Annotated in this window: 14 protein-coding genes; 9 read left to right on the plus strand and 5 right to left on the minus strand. The window is 71.1% G+C overall.

Going from position 1 to position 18,162, the window contains the following annotated elements:
- The first annotated feature begins 4 nt into the window (after positions 1-4).
- A complete protein-coding gene (locus tag P3L51_RS14625) occupies positions 5-1,432 on the plus strand; it encodes a sensor histidine kinase (RefSeq protein ID WP_354605628.1) in 1,428 nt (475 codons plus the stop codon).
- Positions 1,433-1,454: 22 nt separating this feature from the next.
- Here P3L51_RS14625 and P3L51_RS14630 read toward each other — a convergent pair whose 3' ends face one another.
- The gene (locus tag P3L51_RS14630; protein WP_435594448.1) at positions 1,455-2,456 is read right to left on the minus strand and encodes a TAXI family TRAP transporter solute-binding subunit; all 1,002 of its coding nucleotides are present in this window, start codon (positions 2,454-2,456) and stop codon (positions 1,455-1,457) included.
- A gap of 403 nt (positions 2,457-2,859) precedes the next feature.
- On the minus strand, positions 2,860-3,363 hold the full coding sequence (locus P3L51_RS14635; protein ID WP_354605629.1) for a cupin domain-containing protein: 504 nt from the start codon (positions 3,361-3,363) through the stop codon (positions 2,860-2,862).
- A 145-nt stretch (positions 3,364-3,508) separates the two neighbouring features.
- Between P3L51_RS14635 and miaB the strand changes: the two genes are divergently transcribed.
- Positions 3,509-5,029, plus strand: coding sequence for a tRNA (N6-isopentenyl adenosine(37)-C2)-methylthiotransferase MiaB (gene miaB / locus P3L51_RS14640; RefSeq protein WP_354605642.1), 1,521 nt, complete (start codon positions 3,509-3,511; stop codon positions 5,027-5,029).
- 77 nt (positions 5,030-5,106) lie between these two features.
- Positions 5,107-5,859: a class III extradiol dioxygenase subunit B-like domain-containing protein gene (locus tag P3L51_RS14645; protein WP_354605630.1), complete on the plus strand. Its 753-nt coding sequence runs from the start codon at positions 5,107-5,109 to the stop codon at positions 5,857-5,859.
- A gap of 176 nt (positions 5,860-6,035) precedes the next feature.
- Here the strand turns inward: P3L51_RS14645 and P3L51_RS14650 are convergent, their stop codons facing one another.
- Positions 6,036-6,296, minus strand: coding sequence for an antitoxin (locus P3L51_RS14650; RefSeq protein WP_354605631.1), 261 nt, complete (start codon positions 6,294-6,296; stop codon positions 6,036-6,038).
- A 495-nt stretch (positions 6,297-6,791) separates the two neighbouring features.
- Between P3L51_RS14650 and miaA the strand changes: the two genes are divergently transcribed.
- The 6 genes from miaA (at position 6,792) to hflX (ending at position 14,974) form a co-directional block, all read left to right on the plus strand.
- Complete coding sequence (gene miaA, locus P3L51_RS14655; RefSeq protein WP_354605632.1) at positions 6,792-7,730, plus strand: tRNA (adenosine(37)-N6)-dimethylallyltransferase MiaA; 939 nt, start codon at positions 6,792-6,794, stop codon at positions 7,728-7,730.
- 107 nt (positions 7,731-7,837) lie between these two features.
- The gene (locus P3L51_RS14660) at positions 7,838-8,275 is read left to right on the plus strand and encodes a hypothetical protein (protein WP_354605633.1); all 438 of its coding nucleotides are present in this window, start codon (positions 7,838-7,840) and stop codon (positions 8,273-8,275) included.
- Positions 8,276-8,359: 84 nt separating this feature from the next.
- Positions 8,360-9,304 (plus strand): diaminopimelate epimerase, encoded by a 945-nt coding sequence (gene dapF, locus P3L51_RS14665; protein WP_354605634.1) that lies wholly within the window; start codon positions 8,360-8,362, stop codon positions 9,302-9,304.
- A gap of 215 nt (positions 9,305-9,519) precedes the next feature.
- The gene (locus P3L51_RS14670; RefSeq protein ID WP_354605635.1) at positions 9,520-11,715 is read left to right on the plus strand and encodes a RelA/SpoT family protein; all 2,196 of its coding nucleotides are present in this window, start codon (positions 9,520-9,522) and stop codon (positions 11,713-11,715) included.
- Positions 11,716-11,833: 118 nt separating this feature from the next.
- On the plus strand, positions 11,834-13,279 hold the full coding sequence (locus P3L51_RS14675; protein WP_354605636.1) for a M1 family metallopeptidase: 1,446 nt from the start codon (positions 11,834-11,836) through the stop codon (positions 13,277-13,279).
- Positions 13,280-13,477: 198 nt separating this feature from the next.
- Positions 13,478-14,974: a GTPase HflX gene (hflX, locus tag P3L51_RS14680; RefSeq protein ID WP_354605637.1), complete on the plus strand. Its 1,497-nt coding sequence runs from the start codon at positions 13,478-13,480 to the stop codon at positions 14,972-14,974.
- A 121-nt stretch (positions 14,975-15,095) separates the two neighbouring features.
- On the opposite strand, the gene P3L51_RS14685 is transcribed toward hflX, so the two are convergent.
- Together P3L51_RS14685 and P3L51_RS14690 are read right to left on the minus strand one after the other, a co-directional pair.
- Positions 15,096-16,268: a trypsin-like serine peptidase gene (locus P3L51_RS14685; RefSeq protein ID WP_354605638.1), complete on the minus strand. Its 1,173-nt coding sequence runs from the start codon at positions 16,266-16,268 to the stop codon at positions 15,096-15,098.
- A gap of 201 nt (positions 16,269-16,469) precedes the next feature.
- Positions 16,470-17,696, minus strand: a complete 1,227-nt coding sequence (locus P3L51_RS14690) for a trypsin-like serine peptidase (protein ID WP_354605639.1) — start codon at positions 17,694-17,696, stop codon at positions 16,470-16,472.
- Between the last annotated feature and the right edge of the window lie 466 nt (positions 17,697-18,162).

Consider the following 18,162-nt stretch of genomic DNA (forward strand, 5'->3'; position numbering starts at 1 on the left):
CCAGGTGAGTAGCCGACTTCTCCCCCTGCTCATCGTCCTCATGGCGGGCGTGCTCCTCGCGCTCGGCTTCCCGCTCGCCGTGAGCCTCGCCTCGGCCCAGCAGCAGGACGTCGTCGTCGACCGGATCGACGACACGGCGCGCGTCGCCGCGCTCGCGCAGTTCGTCAGCGAGGGCGACGCGACGGCCGGGGGCTCCGGTGCGGGCACCGGCTCCGACGAACGCGAATCGATGCTGGAGGAGGAGCTCACCCGCTACTTCGAGGTGTACGGCATCCGGGCGGGTGTCTTCTACCGCGACAGAGAGGCCATGGCGCGGGCCCCGGAGGGCTGGACGGTGCCCCGGACGGGGGAGGGGCGCCAAGCCTTCCAGGAGGCCCTCCTGGGGCGACGTAGCGATGATCCTCAGCAGGTGTGGCCCTGGCAGGGCCACGGCCGGCTGATCGTCGCGTCACCGGTCGTACGGGACGGGGACGTCGTCGCCGTCGTCGTGACCGACTCGCCCACCGGGCAGATGCGGTCGCGGATCCTCGAAGGCTGGCTGTACATCGCCGCGGGTGAGGCCGCCGCCATGCTGCTCGCCGTGGGGGCGGCGTTCCGGCTGACCGGCTGGGTACTGCGTCCGGTACGCGTCCTGGACGCGGCCACGCACGACATCGCCACCGGCCGGATGAAATCCCGCGTCGCCGCCGCCGGAGGCCCCCCGGAACTCAGACGGCTCGCCCACTCCTTCAACGAGATGGCCGACAACGTCGAGGACGTGCTCGAACAGCAGCGCGCCTTCGTCGCCGACGCCTCCCACCAACTGCGCAACCCGCTCGCCGCCCTGCTCCTGCGGATCGAACTGCTCGCCCTCGAACTGCCCGCCGGGAACGAGGAGATCGCCTCCGTCCGTACGGAGGGCAAGCGGCTCGGGCAGGTGCTCGACGACCTGCTGGACCTGGCGCTGGCCGAACACGCCCCCGCGGACTTGCGGCTCACGGACGTCGGGGCACTGGCGTCCGAGCGCGTCGCGGCCTGGCGGGCGTACGCGGAGGAGAAGGGTGTACGGCTGACCGGGAGCACCGGCGCCGTCACCGGCTGGGCGGACCCGGTCGCGCTCTCCAGCGCGCTGGACGCGGTCGTGGACAACGCCCTGAAGTTCACGCCGGAGGGCGGCGAGGTGGATGTACGGGTCGCGCGGGGCGCGAGCGACCGCGCCACGATCACCGTCACCGACGGCGGCCCCGGGCTCTCCGACGACGAGATGGACCGGATCGGCGACCGCTTCTGGCGCAGCAACCGCCACCAGAACGTCAAGGGGTCCGGGCTGGGCCTGTCCATCTCGCGGGCGCTGCTCGCGGCGGGCGGCGGGACGATCGCGTACGAACACGGTGAACCGCGCGGGCTGCGGGTGACGCTCACGGTCCCGAGGTCGTCGCCCAACTCCTCTTGAGGAGGCACGGCGGCGCGGCTTTCTACGGCTTGACCGACCGGTAGTAGCGCAGCGCGCCCTCGTGCAGGCGCAGCGGATCGGTGTAGATCGCCGTCCGCAGATCCACGAGCTGGGCCGGGTGGACCTTCTTGCCGATCCGGTCGCGGCTCTTGATCACGGTGCGGGTGAAGCCCTCGGTCAGTTCGGCGTCCATCCGGTCCGTGGTGACCAGCAGATTCGCCACGGCCACCGTCGGCACCGCCGTACCGTCCTGTGCCCTCTTGTACGCGTCCGCCGGCATCACGGCGGAGCGGTAGTAGCGGGTGGCCTCCCGCGCCGTGTGGTGCAGCTTGTCGACGAGAGGGTCGTCGAGGGGCACCAGCCGTATGTCGAAGCGCTTCGACAGCTCCTGTACGGAGGCGGTGGGCAGCCCGCCGGACCAGAAGAACGCGTCGAGGTCGTCCGACTCCAGACGGCTGGGCATGGTGTCGATGCCCGCCGAGACCGCCGTGACGTCCTTCTGGGGATGCAGCCCGGCGGCGGCCAGCAGCCGGTCGGCGATCAGCCGCACACCCGAGCCCTCCTGGCCCACGCCCACGCGCTTGTCACGCAGGTCCTTCACGGACTTGATGCCCGAGTTCTTCGCCGCGATCAGCTGTACGTAGTCGTCGTAGAGCCGTGCGCAGCCGCGCAGCCGGTCGGCGCCGGGCCCGTTGTCCCGCCGGTATTTCGCGACGGCGTCGGCCGTGGCGATGGTGAAGTCCGCCTGCCCGGTGGCCACGCGTGAGATGTTCTCCTGCGAGCCCTCGCTGGTCAGCAGCTCTATGGACACGTCGGGCAGATCCTTGGCGAGATCCTCCTTGAGGAGGTCGCCGTAGCGTTGGTAGACCCCGCTCGTCACGCCCGTGCTGAACTTGACGGACCCGCTCGGTGTCTTCTCCCCGAGCGGCACCAGCCACCACGACAGCAGCCCGGCCACCACCAGGGCGGCCACGCCTCCTACGAAGGCGGAGCGGCGGCTCATACGGGGCGGAAGGGGGAACATGCGGTGATCCTGCCAGCTCACTCGCCGTAATGGCCAGGCCTTGCCTTCCCGGCTCGGGTCCCGCACCGGCCGGCGTGCCTCCGGCGCGGGAGGGGGCATCCGCGAGCGGGACGGATCGGATGGTGGGGGCACGCGCACGCGGAAGCCGGGTCAGGGCCGGACGCGGAGATGGCCCGGAACGATGATTCCGGGGCATCCGCTCGGCTGTGAGCCGGTCCCGCGAAGTGGGGACCGCGCCCCGGTCCCACGTCCTTCACAGGTCCGGGGACCGGGTTTGACCAGCGCCTCAGACCTCCCCGGGCCCGGCGCCGGGCGCAGCCCGGAGCCGGGCCCCGCAGCTTCGGCAGGCAAACCGTCCCGGACGCGGCTGCCCTGACCCCGCCGGACGCCCGGCGGGCGGGCCTCAGGCGCGTTCCTCCCACGCCTGGCTGCGCGCGTAGTGGTTGTCGTACGTCTCCGAGGAATCCTTGATGTCCCGCACGGTCGCCTCGCCGTCGTGCACACGGCCGAGCAGCCGGTAGTAGTCGAACCGGTCCATGCCCGGTGTGAAGCCGACCAGGACCTCCGCGGTCGCGTCCGGGGCGGGCGCGAAGGCGTGCGGCGTGTGCGGCGGTACGGCCAGGAAGTCACCCTTCTCCAGGGTCAGCACCTCCGTACCGACGAGCACCTGGAGCGTGCCGTCGACGACGAAGAAGAACTCGGTCGCGCGGGTGTGGAAGTGCACGGGCGCCCCGGCCGCGCCCTTCTCGAAGCGCGCGGTGTTGACGGTGAGCGCGCCGCCCGTCGTGTCCGAGTCGGCGAACAGCGTGATCACGCTGCCGGGGGCGTCGGCCAGGGCCTCGGCGGTGCCGCCTCGGGTGAGAAGCGGCTGGTGGGTGCGGTTCGCCTGGTTCGTCGTCGTGTTCATGAGTACGAATCTAGGCTCGCGGGTGACTGCTTGAAGGGGGCATTCGGCAGTCGAATCGAGGGGTCAATCGTGGGCGGTCTTCACCGGCCGCGGCACTCCGTCGGCGGGGCGACCTCGGGCACGCCCTTACCCTTGACGGGTGACCATGAGCAGTGATCGGGCCGGAGCGGTGGACGAAGTGGGCGTTGACCGGACCTACGAAGTACGCACCTACGGGTGTCAGATGAACGTCCACGATTCCGAGCGATTGTCCGGTCTGCTGGAGGGCGCGGGCTATGTCCGGGCCCCCGAGGGCGCCGACGGTGACGCCGACGTCGTCGTCTTCAACACCTGCGCGGTACGTGAGAACGCCGACAACAAGCTGTACGGCAACCTCGGCCGGCTCGCCCCGATGAAGACCCGGCGCCCCGGCATGCAGATCGCGGTCGGCGGCTGCCTGGCCCAGAAGGACCGCGACACCATCGTCAAGAGGGCGCCCTGGGTCGACGTCGTCTTCGGTACGCACAACATCGGCAAGCTTCCCGTACTGCTGGAGCGTGCCCGCGTACTGGAAGAGGCGCAGATCGAGATCGCCGAGTCGCTGGAGGCGTTCCCCTCCACTCTGCCGACGCGCCGCGAGTCCGCCTACGCCGCGTGGGTCTCCATCTCCGTGGGCTGCAACAACACCTGCACCTTCTGCATCGTCCCGGCCCTGCGCGGCAAGGAGAAGGACCGCCGCCCCGGCGACATCCTCGCCGAGGTCGAGGCGCTCGTCGCCGAAGGCGTCTCGGAGATCACGCTGCTCGGCCAGAACGTCAACGCGTACGGCTCCGACATAGGCGACCGCGAGGCCTTCTCCAAGCTTCTCCGGGCCTGCGGGCGGATCGAGGGCCTGGAGCGCGTCCGCTTCACCTCGCCGCACCCGCGCGACTTCACGGACGACGTCATCGCCGCGATGGCCGAGACGCCCAATGTGATGCCGCAGCTGCACATGCCGCTCCAGTCCGGTTCGGACACCGTCCTGAAGGCGATGCGCCGCTCGTACCGCCAGGAGCGTTTCCTCGGGATCATCGACAAGGTGCGCGCGGCGATCCCGCACGCCGCCATCTCCACCGACATCATCGTGGGCTTCCCCGGCGAGACCGAGGAGGACTTCCAGCAGACGCTTCACACGGTGCGCGAGGCGCGCTTCGCGAACGCCTTCACCTTCCAGTACTCCAAGCGCCCCGGGACGCCCGCCGCCGACATGGACGGGCAGATTCCCAAGGAGGTCGTGCAGGAGCGCTACCTGCGCCTGGTCGCACTCCAGGAGGAGATCTCCTGGGACGAGAACAAGACGCAGGTCGGCCGCACGCTGGAGGTCATGGTCGCCGAAGGCGAGGGCCGCAAGGACGGCGCCACCCGCCGGCTCTCGGGCCGCGCGCCCGACAGCAGGCTGGTGCACTTCACCGCGCCCGGCCAGGAGGTGCGGCCCGGCGACGTGGTGACCGTCGACATCACGTACGCGGCTCCGCACCATCTGCTCGCCGAGGGACCGACGACGCGGATACGGCGCACCCGCGCCGGAGACGCGTGGGAGCGGCGCAACGCGGCCCCGCCCGCGCCCGCCGGCGTGCTGCTCGGCCTGCCGTCGATCGGCGTCCCGGCGCCCCTGCCCGCGGCGACGGGCGGCTGCTCGGTGGTGTGACCCGGCGGTCGCTCCGCGTACAGGCACGGGCGCCCGTGCGCGGACGTCCCGCGCGGCCGTGACCTAGTCTGCGCAGCATGCTCGTATCCGCGGCCGTGTGCCCCTGTCCGCCCCTGCTCGTCCCCGCGCTGGCCGCCGGTGCCGCTTCGGAACTCGACGCCGCGCGGGCCGCGTGCGCCGACGCCCTCGGCGTGCTCGCCGCCTCCCGGCCCGACCGGCTGATCGTCGTCGGGCCGGCGCCGGGCCCGCGGGACCTGGAGCCGTACCCGCAGGGCACGCACGGGTCCTTCCGGGGGTACGGGGTGGATGTCGACGTCACGCTCGGCGGGACGAGCGCGGGGCCCGGGGAGCGCGACGGGCGATCCGGCGACGACGCATCGACCTCGCCGAGCCTGCCGACCTCGCTGGCCGTCGCCGCCTGGCTGCTGGCGAACGTCACGTGGTCCGCGTCGCCGATCCGAGGTCTCGGCGTGCGGGAACCACTCGACGCCGAGCGGTGTATCAAAACCGGTAGGGACATCGCGGCGGAGAATGAGCGGGTGGCACTGCTGGTGATGGGCGACGCCAGCGCGTGCCGCTCGCTCAAGGCGCCCGGCTATCTCGACGAACGCGCCGCCGCGTTCGACGCCGAGGTCGCACGGGCGCTGTCCACGGCGGACGTCGGGGCACTCGCGGCACTGGACGAGACGCTGGCGACCGAGCTGATGGCGGCGGGCCGTCCCTGCTGGCAGATCCTCGCGGGCGCCGCCGAGGGGGCGGGCCTTGGCGGTGCCCTGCTCTACGAGGCCGCGCCGTACGGCGTGGGCTACTTCGTGGCGGCCTGGTCGTAGGGCGACCGCGAGGCCGCAGGGCAGCCGGACCGCGGGCCCCGGAACCGGCACGCGTACCAGTGACGGCGGTGGCCGCGAAGCGCCGTTCAGCGCTTCGCGGCCACCGCCGTCACTCGTACGACTCGTCCCTCGCCGGGCGATCACCCGGCGGGCGTCGGCCGCGGCTCAGCCGCGCCTCAGGACGCGGGGGGCGGCGGAGGGGAGGAAGGAGGAGTCCCGGTGTCGCCTTCCTTGTGGGACATCCGCTCCAGGGCGTCCTTGGCCTTTCCGGTCCCGGACTCGATCTTGTCGCTGTACTTGCCCTTGGTCTTCTGGTCGACCGTCTTCGCGGCCTTGTCGAGGCCGTCGCCGATCTTTCCCCCGTGCTGCTGCGCGAGGTCGGAGACTTTGTCCTTGGCAGGGGACAGCTTGGCCTTCAATGAGTCAAGGAAGCTCATGGGTCACCTTCCCTCGGGCCCCCGCTGGGGGCTGACGGCTCTGCGCCGATTACTTGCGGGCGCCTTCGCCGGCTTCGTTGTCGGCCGCCTCGTCGGCGGTCTGCTGCTTCGGGATGTCAACGCCCTCGCCGGCGTCCTTACCACCGTCGGCGGCGCTTCCGCTCCCCGCGACAACCGAATCCGCATCCGTGTCCGGTGCGTTCCCGGCCGTACCCGAGGTGCCGTCCGCAGTGGCTCCGGCCGCCGAAGAGGCCGACAGGCCCTCCTCGACCGTCCGCCTGGACTTCCGACGAAACCGTGCAAAAACACCCATATCTGCTCCATATAGTACTCGTGCGGGCGAAATTCCGCGTCGCGCGGAGTGTCCCGTTGCGCCGCCCGGTGGCACCGGTCGGAAAACCGGCAGTCGGAATCTCGCAACGGCCAACGACCCCGGACAGGGGCTGTCACGTAACTCGTTCGGGAACGGGCCACCGGGTTTGCGAGACTGGGGCCGTGAGAACCGCAGCGCCAGCACCCCGGGTCATCGCCGTCGTCGGCCCCACCGCGGCCGGAAAGTCCGACGTGGGCGTCCATCTCGCCCGGCAACTCGACGGTGAGGTCGTCAATGCCGACTCCATGCAGCTCTACCGAGGGATGGACATCGGAACCGCCAAGCTGACGACCGAGGAGCGCCGCGGCGTCCCGCACCACCTCCTCGACATCTGGGACGTCACCGAGGCGGCCAACGTCGCCGAGTACCAGCGGCTGGCCAGGATCGAGATCGACCGGCTCCTCGCCGAAGGCCGTACCCCCGTCCTCGTCGGCGGCTCCGGCCTCTACGTACGGGGCGCCATCGACGCCCTCGACTTCCCCGGCACCGATCCCGAGGTGCGCGCCCGGCTGGAGGAGGAACTGAGGCTGCGCGGGTCCGGGGCCCTGCACGCCAGGCTGGCCGCCGCCGATCCGCCGGCGGGCCGCGCGATCCTCCCCAGCAACGGGCGCCGCATCGTCCGGGCCCTTGAGGTGTTCGAGATCACCGGGAAGCCGTTCACCGCCAACCTGCCGGGCCACGACGCGGTGTACGAGACCGTGCAGATCGGCGTCGACGTGGAACGCCCCGAACTCGACGAGCGCATCGCGCTGCGCGTGGACCGTATGTGGGAGGCCGGGCTCGTGGACGAGGTACGCGAGTTGGAGGCGCGCGGCCTGCGCGAAGGTCGTACGGCCTCGCGTGCGCTCGGCTATCAGCAGGTGCTCTCGGCCCTCGCCGGGGACTGCACCGAGGACCAGGCGCGCGCCGAGACCGTACGGGCCACGAAACGCTTCGCGCGGCGCCAGGACTCGTGGTTCCGCCGCGACCCGCGCGTGCACTGGCTGAGCGGCGCGGCCGTCGACCGGGAGGAACTCCCGCACCTCGCGCTGACGTTGGTCGAACGAGCGGTCACAGCCTGATCACGTGATGGCATCGGGACGCTCAGGCCGTCAATCCGGTGCCCGGGGCCGTGCCATCATCGAGCATCGATCGACCAGTGGAGTCCGAGTTGGGAGGGCGCGTGGCGATGGAAGCTGGCCCTCGCGACACGGATCAGGGGACACAGGAGCCCCAGGACGAAGCCCCACGGTTGAGTCCTGACGGGCCTGACGAAGACGCGGTGACTCCCGAGGTGGAGGTCGAGCTGCGTCCGCAGCGACGCCTGCGGATCTGGCAGCTCGCCCCGATCGTGATGCTCGCCGCCATCGGCTCGCTGATGTTCGCCTTCCCCCTCGCCTTCGGCACGGGCGACGGCGGCGCCGTCGTCGCCATGCTCGGTCTGCTGATCAGCTGCTGCGCCGCGGGCTGGGGCATGATGGCCGCCCGCCGCGTCGGCCACGCCTGGCCCGGACTGCCGGCCCGCGGGTCGGGTGAGCGCCCGGACTGGCGCGTTCTCGCGCTGTACGTGGCCGGGGGCGCCGCCCTCGTCGCCCTCGCCGTGTGGCGGGTCGCCCGCCTCCGCTGACCGACGGGTCGCGTGCCGTCCGAGCGGGATCGCCCCCCGGCCTTCCGCGTTCGCGTTGTCGGTCCCACCTCGTACGATTGATGCGTGAGTACCTACCGGCCAGCCGCGCAGTCGTCACCGATCCCTTTCCTCAAGGGCCACGGGACCGAGAACGACTTCGTGATCATTCCCGACCCGGACAACGCCCTCGCCCTGTCCGCCTCCGCCGTCGCGAGGCTCTGCGACCGCCGGGCCGGTATCGGTGGCGACGGGCTGCTGCACGTCGTACGGTCCGCCGCGCACCCCGAGGCGCGGTCCATGGCCGACCGCGCCGAGTGGTTCATGGACTATCGCAACGGCGACGGATCCATGGCCGAGATGTGCGGCAACGGGGTGCGGGTCTTCGCGCGGTATCTGCTGCGCGCCGGTCTCGTCGAGGCGGGTGACCTCGCCGTCGCCACCCGTGGCGGCGTGAAGAGGGTGCACATCGCCAAGGACTCCGAAGCCGTGACGGGGGGCGGGACCGACGGCGGGAGTGCCGGTCCGGGAGCGGTCACGACCCACATGGGCCGCGCCTTCCTTACCGAAGACGACGTCACCGTCGTTGTGGGGGACCGCGGTTGGCCCGCGCGCAACGTCAACATGGGCAATCCCCACGCCGTCGCCTTCGTGGACGATCTCGACCACGCCGGCGATCTGTTCACCGCTCCGTCCGTCAGCCCCGCCTCGGTCTATCCGGACGGTGTGAACGTCGAGTTCGTCGTCGATCGCGGCCCGCGACACGTCGCCATGCGTGTCCACGAGCGCGGCTCCGGCGAGACGCGGTCCTGCGGTACGGGCGCGTGCGCAGTCGCCGTCGCGGCGGCCCGCAGGGACGGTTTCGACCCCGCGGTGACCGGTGAGCCCGTCACGTACACCGTGGACGTGCCCGGCGGACGACTCGTCATCACCGAACGTCCCGACGGCGAGATCGAGATGACCGGGCCGGCCGTCATCGTCGCCGAAGGACTGCTCGACGCGGAGTGGGCGGAGCGGCTCGACACGCGCTGAAGTCCGAATGCCCTGGCCGAAGTACGTACGCCCCGAGTGGTTCGACACGCTCCGAAGTCCCCCGCACCCGGCCGCAGGTTCCCTCGAATGGGTGATCCGCTTCACGCTGGGGGAGAGGTGGACCGAGGCACGTGGTGGGGTCGGTAGCATCAAGCACCGGCAGGGAGGGCGCTCCTGTCATTCCCACCGCCGGTCGACGCTGCCGGAGGTGCCCCATGAGCGCAGAGGCGACCAGCCCTGGTGCCCGGAGCCGCAGGCGCGGCCGTACCAGTATCGACCTCCGCCGACTCGGCAGGGCCGCGCTGCTGGGGCCCGCGTCCAGGGACCGGCTGCCCGACGCGATCGGCCACGTCGCCGACGCCCACCGCGCGCACCACCCCGACGCCGACCTGCTCGTGCTGGGCAAGGCGTATGTGCTGGCGGAGATGTCGCACCGCGGACAGTTCCGCAAGAGCGGCGAGCCGTACATCACGCATCCGCTCGCCGTGACCCTGATCCTCGCCGAACTGGGCGCCGAGACAACGACGTTGACGGCATCGCTCCTCCACGACACCGTCGAGGACACGGACGTGACGCTTGATCAGGTCCGCGCGGAGTTCGGTGACGAGGTCTGCTATCTGGTCGACGGCGTGACGAAGCTGGAGAAGGTGGACTACGGCGCCGCCGCCGAGCCCGAGACCTTCCGCAAGATGCTGGTCGCCACCGGCAACGATGTCCGGGTGATGTCGATCAAACTCGCCGACCGGCTGCACAACATGCGCACGCTCGGTGTGATGCGGCCGGAGAAGCAGGCCCGCATCGCCAAGGTCACCCACGACGTCCTCATCCCGCTCGCCGAACGGCTCGGTGTCCAGGCCCTCAAGACCGAGCTGGAGGACCTGGTCTTCGCGATCCTCCAGCCGGCGGAGTACGAGCGCACCCGCACCGTCATCGCCGACAAGGCCGCCACGGGGCCGAGCCTGGACACCATCGCCGTCGACATGCGGCGCACGCTCCGCGAGGCCGACATCACGGCCGAAGTCGTCATCAGGCCGCGGCACTTCGTCTCCGTGCACCGCGCCCGCCTGAAACGCGGCGAGATGCGCGGCACGGACTTCGGCCGCCTGCTCGTCCTGGTCGGGGAGGACGCCGACTGCTACGCCGTGCTGGGGGAGTTGCACACCTGCTTCACGCCGGTGATCTCCGAGTTCAAGGACTTCATCGCCGCCCCCAAGTACAACCTGTACCAGTCGCTGCACACGGCGGTCGCCGGTCCCGACGGGGCGGTCGTCGAAGTCCTCATCCGTACGCACCAGATGCACAAGGTCGCCGAGGCCGGCGTGGTCGCGCTCGGCAATCCGTACGCACCCGTCGACGGGGCCGAACCGGCGGACGGCGAACGCGCCGACCCGACCAGGCCCGGCTGGCTGTCCCGCCTCCTGGAGTGGCAGGAGGCGGCCACGGACCCGGACACGTTCTGGACGACGCTGCGCGCCGATCTCGCCCAGGACCGCGAGATCAGCGTCTTCCTCACCGACGGGGGCATGCTGGGGCTGCCCGCGGGCGCGACGTGTGTGGACGCGGCGTACGCGCAGCACGGCGACGGGGCGCACGGTTGCATCGGGGCGCGTGTCAACGGCCGTCTGGCGACGCTGAGTACGGTCCTGGTGGACGGCGACACGGTGCAACTGCTGCTGGCCCACGGCCCCGTCCCGGAGAACGCGAACACCCGGGGCGGTGACGGCGACGGCATCGGCGTCAGTGGCGAGGGCGCTCGGAGCGGCGAGGGCGCTCAGGGCGGCGAGCGCGGTGCTCAGGCGCAGGACGCCGCTCCCGGGCCCTCTCCCGAGTGGCTGGACCACGCCCGTACGCCCGCCGCGCGCATCGCGATTGCCGGCTGGCTCGCCGCGAATCCGGAGAGCCTGAAGGTGCCCGCGGCGGCGCCCCGCGCCCCCGGAGCCGTCACGGCGGGACGGCGTGGCGTGGCCAACGTGGTCGTTGACGTGCCCGAGGCGACCGTACGGCTCGCCGGCTGCTGTACGCCCGTACCGCCCGACGCCGTCACCGGCTTCACGGTCCGCGGCGGCGCCGTCACCGTGCACCGCGAGGAGTGTCCCGCCGTCGACAGGATGACCGCGCTCGGCCGCTCTCCGGTCACGGTGAGCTGGGGCGACGAGCCGGAGTGCCGCGTCACGCTGTACGCGGAGTCCTTCGGCCGGCCGCGGCTGCTCGCCGACCTCACCGAGGCCATCGCCACGGCGGGCGCGGCGATCGTGTCGGCCAACGTGGAGCCGCCGAGCGAGCAGCGGGTACGGCACACGTACACGCTGCAACTGCCCGACGCGGCAGGGCTTCCCGGCCTGATGCGCGCGATGCGCGACGTGCCGGGAGTGTTCGACGTACGGCGCGCGCAGCACGAGTCGGCCTCCTGAACGGAGGCGTCACCCCGGCCCGCGCCTGGACCGGCGCCCGGTTGCCCGTCCCCCTCTTTCGGGTGGGCGTGAAGCGCGCCGCCGTCGTACGTATGCCGCGCGCTGGTAGCGGTGGTCCATGCTGCCTACCTCCCGCCGGCTGCGCGCCGCCCTGCTGGCCACCGCGTCGGCGACCCTCGTCGCCGCGACGCTCCCCGCCGCCGCCCCGGTACCGCTCGGTATCGGCGATCCGCTCTTCCCGTACCTGGGCAACCCCGGATACGACGTCCTCGCCTACGACATCGGCTTCACCTACCGCGGCGACAACACCGAGCCGCTCGACGCGGTCACCAGGATCGAAGCCCGCACGATCCGGCGTCTGGAGCGGATCAACCTCGACTTCACCCACGGTGTGGTCCGCTCCGTCGAGGTCGACGGCGCGCGCGCCGACTTCGCGACCGCCGGCGAGGACCTCGTGGTCACGCCGCGCGACGCCGTCGAGGCGGGCTCGCCGGTACGTGTCACCGTCACCCACACCAGCGATCCCACCGGCGGCAAGGGCGGCTGGGTACAGACCAGGGACGGCCTCGCGATGGCCAACCAGGCGGACGCTGCGCACCGTGTCTTCCCCGGCAACGACCACCCCGCCGACAAGGCCGCGTTCACCTTCCGTGTCACCGTCCCCAGCGAGCTGACCGCGGTGGCCAACGGACTGCCGGTGGCGAAGACCCGCCACGGCGCCACCACCACCTGGACGTACCGCACCCGTCACCCCATGGCCACCGAGCTGGCGCAGGTGTCCATCGGCGACTCGGCCGTGGTGCACCGGGAGGGGCCCCGCGGGCTGCCCGTACGCGACGTGGTCCCGGCGGCCGACCGCGCGAGGCTGGAGCCGTGGCTGGCCAAGACGCCGGGGCAGTTGGAGTGGATGGAGCGGCAGGTCGGGCGGTATCCGTTCGAGACGTACGGAGTCCTGATCGCCGGCGCCGAGACCGGTTTCGAGCTGGAGACGCAGACGCTGTCGCTCTTCGAGCGTTCGCTGTTCACCCGCCCCGAGTACCCCGAGTGGTACGTCGACTCGGTCATGGTCCACGAGCTGGCGCACCAGTGGTTCGGAGACAGCGTCTCGCCGCGCGCGTGGTCCGACCTGTGGCTCAACGAGGGGCACGCGAGCTGGTACGAGGCCCTGTACGCGCAGGAGCACGCGGACAAGCCGCTGGAGGAGCGGATGCGCGAGGCGTACCGGCTGTCCGACGGCTGGCGCGCGGCGGGCGGCCCGCCGGCCGCGCCGAAGCCGCCCGCCGCCGGCGAGCAGATCAGCCTCTTCCGCCCGGTGGTGTACGACGGCAGCGCGCTGGTGCTCTACGCACTGCGTCAGGAGATCGGCGCGGGCGAGTTCCGCCGGCTGGAGCGTGACTGGGTGCGCGACCACCGGGACGGGACGGCGAGCACGGCGGACTTCACGCGGCTGGCGTCGGACATCGCGGGGCGCGACCTGTCGGACTTCTTCCAGGCGTGGCTGTACGGGCGGAAGACACCGCCGATGCCGGGGCATCCGGACTGGAAGAGCGCGGCGGCGGAGTAGGGGCGGGAAACCCGAATGACGGTCCGGGCGGTGACGTGCCACCATCAAGGGGTCGGCGGCGCTGCCGGGACCGGGATTCCGGTACGGGGGTGCCGGGCCCGTGACGCCGGGAATCAATCCGGATCGTTACGCGTTGTGACCGATGTGGGTGGGCAGTCTCTGTCCACCACCGAACATTCTCTTCGACGTAAGGATCCAATGACCTCCTCTTCTTCCCCTTCCCAGGATGAGCAGATCTCCGCGGACACCCGCACGGACAGCCTTCGGGCCGATGCCCTGATGGAAGAGGACGTCGCCTGGAGCCAAGCGATCGACGGACAGCGGGACGGCGACCAGTTCGAGCGCTCCGACCGCGCGGCGCTACGGCGCGTGGTCGGCCTCTCCACCGAGCTCGAAGACGTCACCGAGGTCGAGTACCGGCAGCTGCGCCTGGAGCGTGTGGTGCTCGTCGGTGTCTGGGTGTCGGGGACCGTGCAGGACGCCGAGAATTCGCTCGCAGAGCTGGCGGCGCTGGCCGAGACGGCCGGCGCGCTGGTGCTGGACGGTGTCATCCAGCGCCGTGACAAGCCCGACCCGGCCACCTACATCGGCTCGGGCAAGGCACGCGAGCTGTACGACATGGTGCTGGAGACCGGCGCGGACACGGTCGTCTGCGACGGTGAGCTCAGCCCCGGTCAGCTGATCCATCTGGAAGACGTCGTCAAGGTCAAGGTCGTGGACCGTACGGCCCTGATCCTCGATATCTTCGCCCAGCACGCCAAGTCCCGGGAGGGCAAGGCACAGGTCGCGCTGGCCCAGATGCAGTACATGCTGCCGAGGCTGCGCGGCTGGGGCCAGTCGCTGTCCCGGCAGATGGGTGGCGGCGGCGGTGGCGGCATGGCCACCCGTGGTCCCGGTGAGACCAAGATCGAGACGGACCGGCGCCGGATCCGCGAGAAGATGGCGAAGATGCGCCGGGAGATCGCGGAGATGAAGACCGGCCGCGAGATCAAGCGGCAGGAGCGCAGGCGCCACAAGGTGCCGTCGGTCGCGATCGCCGGGTACACGAACGCGGGGAAGTCCTCGCTGCTCAACCGCCTCACCGGCGCGGGCGTCCTGGTGGAGAACTCCCTGTTCGCCACCCTGGACCCGACCGTGCGCCGGGCCGAGACCCCGAGCGGCAGGATCTACACGCTGGCCGACACCGTCGGATTCGTACGGCATCTGCCGCACCACCTCGTGGAGGCGTTCCGCTCGACCATGGAGGAGGTCGGAGACTCCGATCTGATCCTGCATGTGGTCGACGGCTCGCACCCCGCACCGGAGGAGCAGCTGGCCGCCGTGCGTGAGGTGATCCGAGACGTGGGCGCGGTGGACGTGCGCGAGATCGTGGTGATCAACAAGGCGGACGCGGCGGACCCGGTGGTCCTCCAGCGGCTGCTGCGGATGGAGCGGCACGCCATCGCCGTGTCGGCGCGTACCGGCGCCGGTATGGCCGAGCTGCTGGCGCTCATCGACACCGAACTGCCCAGGCCCGAGATCACGGTCGAGGCCCTGGTGCCGTACACCGACGGCGGTCTCGTCTCGCGGGTGCACGCCGAGGGTGAGGTGCTGTCCGAGGAGCACACCCCGGAGGGCACGCTGCTGAAGGCGCAGGTCCACGAGGAGCTGGCCGCGGCGCTCGCCGCGTATGTGCCTGTTCCCGCGGTCGGCTGACTGCCGCACGGTGTCCGTGCCGCGATCCGGTTGACGACGTTACGGCGGAAGGCCCGCCCCCTCGTGAAGAGGGGGCGGGCCTTCCGCCGTAACGGCCTCGCGTCTGCCGTGCCGCGGGCGCCTACCGGCCCGCGAACTTGTCACTCATCATCGTGTACAGCTGCTGGGCGCCCTCGCCGAGCCGGGGACCGGCCAGCCAGCCCGAAGTGACCGGGCCGATGGACGTGTTGGAGACCAGCACCGAGTCACCGTCGGGTCCTGCGGCGAACCAGCCACCGCCGGAGGAACCACCGGTCATGGAGCAGCCGATGCGCCACATCGTGGGCGTACCGGCGGCGATCGAGAGCCGGCCGGCGTTGTCGACGCACTTGTGCATGATCAGCCCGTCGTACGGCGGGGCCGCGGGGTAACCCCACGCGCCCAGGCTGCCGATGCCGCTCGCCTCCGGGGCGTCGAAGTCGACGTCCAGGGCCGCGCCGACGGTCTCCTCAAGCGACTTGCCGCCGTTCTCCGGCGTGACGTGCATGACCGAGTAGTCGTACGCCGCTCCGTCGCCGCCGGTCGGGCCGCCGTCGCTGATCCACTCGTTGGAGGTCGCGATCCAGTCGGCCCAGTACTGCCCGTACGGGGCGATCTCCTGCGGCTGCGCGTTCTGCAGCGCGGCGGCGGACTTGCCGGTGTTGTTGTAGGCGGGGACGAACATGATGTTCCGGTACCAGCCGCCGCCCGCGCCCGCGTGCACACAGTGGCCCGCGGTCCACACCAGGTTGGACTTGCCCGGGTTCTTCGGGTCCTTGACGACGGTGGCCGAGCAGACCATCGAACCCTGGGGGGAGTCGAAGAACACCTTGCCGACGGGCGCCGCGTGGTCGGTGTACGGCGTTTTCTCCGGCTCGGCCCGGACCGGCAGGGGCTCGGGGTCGGTGACGTCCTGGTCGCCGGAGATGTCACCGACGGAGAGGGTCTTCGTCGGCGACTTCGCCGTCTTCATCCGCTCGGGCTTCCACAGGTCCTTGATGACCGGGTTGACGAAGTCCTTCGCGCCGCGCAGCCACTTGTCCTTCTCCCAGTTCTTCCACTCACCGTCCTTCCACTTCTCCGGGTCGACGCCGTGCTCCTTGAGCCGGTCGGCCAGATCGGCGGGTATCTCCGCACCTGCCTTGTCGGCGGCGGGAGTTGAGGCGGCGGTCTTGTCGGCCGCCTTGCCCTCGCTGTCACCGCCGCACGCGGTGGCCGTCAGCGCGAGGGCCGCGGCAAGGCTGGTCGCGGCCAGCAACGGACGTATGGATCGCATGAAAACCGTTCCCCCTGAAAATACTTGAGTCACTTGCCATGAGCGTGTCACGCACAGAGGTGGCCCTCGGCGGACCACCTCGCGGCGCCCTCACCCCGTGCGGCCGTTTCCGGGCCCGCGGAGCAGGAGCGCGGCGACGTGCGGTCCACCCTCGGGCGTGTCGGCCATGCCCGACGGACACGGCCGACCGCACGCCGGGTCCTACTGGCCCGCGTACTTCTCGCTGACCGCCTCGTAGATGCCCTTGGCCTCGTCGCCGAGCCGCGGGCCGGCGAGCCAGCCCGCGGTCACCGGGCCGATCGAGGTGTTCGACACCAGTGCGGGCTTGCCGTCCTGGCCGTTGGCTATCCAACCGCCACCGGACGAACCGCCGGTCATCGTGCACCCGATGCGGTGCATCGTCGGGTCCTGGGCGTTGATGGACAGCCGGCCGGGCTTGTCGTCGCACTGGAAGAGCTTCTGGCCGTCGAACGGCGGCGCCGCCGGATAGCCGGTCGCCGTCATCGAATCGATCTCCGGCGTGGCCGGTGCGTTGAAGTCGACCGGCAGCGCGGCGCCGACGGTCTCCTCCAGCGACTTGCCATTATTGCCCTTCTCGGGCGTCACATGGATCACCGCGAAGTCGAACGGGGCGCCCAGGCCGCCGGTCGCCGCGCCCTGCGCGATCCACTCCTCGGAGGTCTGCGCCCACTTGCCCCACCAGATGCCGTGCGGGGCGATCTCCTCCTTGGGGGCGCTCTCCAATTCCGAGATCGGCAGGTCGCTGTTGTTGTACGACGGGACGAAGGCGATGTTCCGGTACCAGCCGCCGCTCTTGCCCGCGTGCACGCAATGGCCCGCCGTCCAGACCATGTTGGACTTGCCGGGGTTGGCGGGGTCCTTCACCACGGTCGCCGAACAGACCATCGAGCCTTCGGGGCCGTCGAAGAAGAGCTTGCCCGCCTCGGGCACGTCCCCGTCGTACGGCGCGTTCACCGCCGTCGCCTCCACCGGCTGCGGAGTCGGGTCGGTGACACCCGCGTCGCCGGAGATGTCCTGCTCCTCCACCGGCTGGTCGGGCTCTTCGGCGTCCCGCATCCTGTCCGGGTCCCAGAGGCCCTCGATGATCGGGTTGACGTAGTCCCGTGCCTCACGGAGCCACTTGTCCTTGTCCCAGTTCTTCCATTCGCCGTTCTTCCACTTGTCCAGGTCGATCCCGCGCTCCTTGAGGCGGTCCTGAAGATCGGCCGGAATGGTGATCTTGTCGCCGGAGGAATCGCTGGACGAACCACTCGGCTTGTCGGCCGAGTTGGTCTCCTCGGTGGGCCCGCAGGCGGTGGCCGTCAGAGCCAGGGCCGCCGCGAACGAGGCGACCGCGACGGCGGAAGAGCTTCCGCGCCGCGCGCTCCTCCCACGGCGAGTGGTGAACGGTGGGCGAATGGCTCGCATGTCGGGATCCCCCTGGGACTTCGGAACTGTTTCGCACTGACGGATCAATTGGAATGAACCGGATGAATCAACCCGGTCGTGGAGACCTGGGCCGGAAGTCGGCCCCCACTATGCCGGTGCCGTTGGGGACGGCCGACGGCAGGGCCGTGGTTCCGCCGCCGAAGGATCTTCCGATCGGCCGTGATCCCGGGCGCCTTCCGTCGTTGGTACCTACGGGGGACTCGGCGCCGGCGTTCACCACACGCACCGCGGCGTTCGAACCGCCGCGTCGACGTGTGACGTAACCGTTCCCGCGGGAGGACCGACAGCCGTGGCCGTGGCCGAACTTCCCTCACCGGTGCCGCTCGTCGCTCCCGTCGGCGACGCCTCCCACCGGTCCTGGGACCACCGCCGTGACGACCACCGGAAAGGCCACCGGACAGCGACCGCACCGGCTCTCTGACCCGGCCCCCACACAAGGAAGTCC

It is taken from the genome of Streptomyces panacea, from assembly GCF_040560175.1.
Classification (GTDB): Bacteria; Actinomycetota; Actinomycetes; order Streptomycetales; family Streptomycetaceae; genus Streptomyces; species Streptomyces panacea.

What these genes read in the sequence shown, in the direction of transcription:
- P3L51_RS14685 (WP_354605638.1), bottom strand. Translation starts at nt 16,268, where the DNA reads ATGCGATCCATACGTCCGTTGCTGGCCGCGACCAGCCTTGCCGCGGCC.
- P3L51_RS14660 (WP_354605633.1), top strand. Translation starts at nt 7,838, where the DNA reads ATGGAAGCTGGCCCTCGCGACACGGATCAGGGGACACAGGAGCCCCAG.
- P3L51_RS14670 (WP_354605635.1), top strand. Translation starts at nt 9,520, where the DNA reads ATGAGCGCAGAGGCGACCAGCCCTGGTGCCCGGAGCCGCAGGCGCGGC.
- P3L51_RS14645 (WP_354605630.1), top strand. Translation starts at nt 5,107, where the DNA reads ATGCTCGTATCCGCGGCCGTGTGCCCCTGTCCGCCCCTGCTCGTCCCC.
- hflX (WP_354605637.1), top strand. Translation starts at nt 13,478, where the DNA reads ATGACCTCCTCTTCTTCCCCTTCCCAGGATGAGCAGATCTCCGCGGAC.
- P3L51_RS14635 (WP_354605629.1), bottom strand. Translation starts at nt 3,363, where the DNA reads ATGAACACGACGACGAACCAGGCGAACCGCACCCACCAGCCGCTTCTC.
- P3L51_RS14675 (WP_354605636.1), top strand. Translation starts at nt 11,834, where the DNA reads ATGCTGCCTACCTCCCGCCGGCTGCGCGCCGCCCTGCTGGCCACCGCG.
- P3L51_RS14650 (WP_354605631.1), bottom strand. Translation starts at nt 6,296, where the DNA reads ATGAGCTTCCTTGACTCATTGAAGGCCAAGCTGTCCCCTGCCAAGGAC.
- miaB (WP_354605642.1), top strand. Translation starts at nt 3,509, where the DNA reads ATGAGCAGTGATCGGGCCGGAGCGGTGGACGAAGTGGGCGTTGACCGG.
- P3L51_RS14630 (WP_435594448.1), bottom strand. Translation starts at nt 2,456, where the DNA reads ATGTTCCCCCTTCCGCCCCGTATGAGCCGCCGCTCCGCCTTCGTAGGA.
- P3L51_RS14690 (WP_354605639.1), bottom strand. Translation starts at nt 17,696, where the DNA reads ATGCGAGCCATTCGCCCACCGTTCACCACTCGCCGTGGGAGGAGCGCG.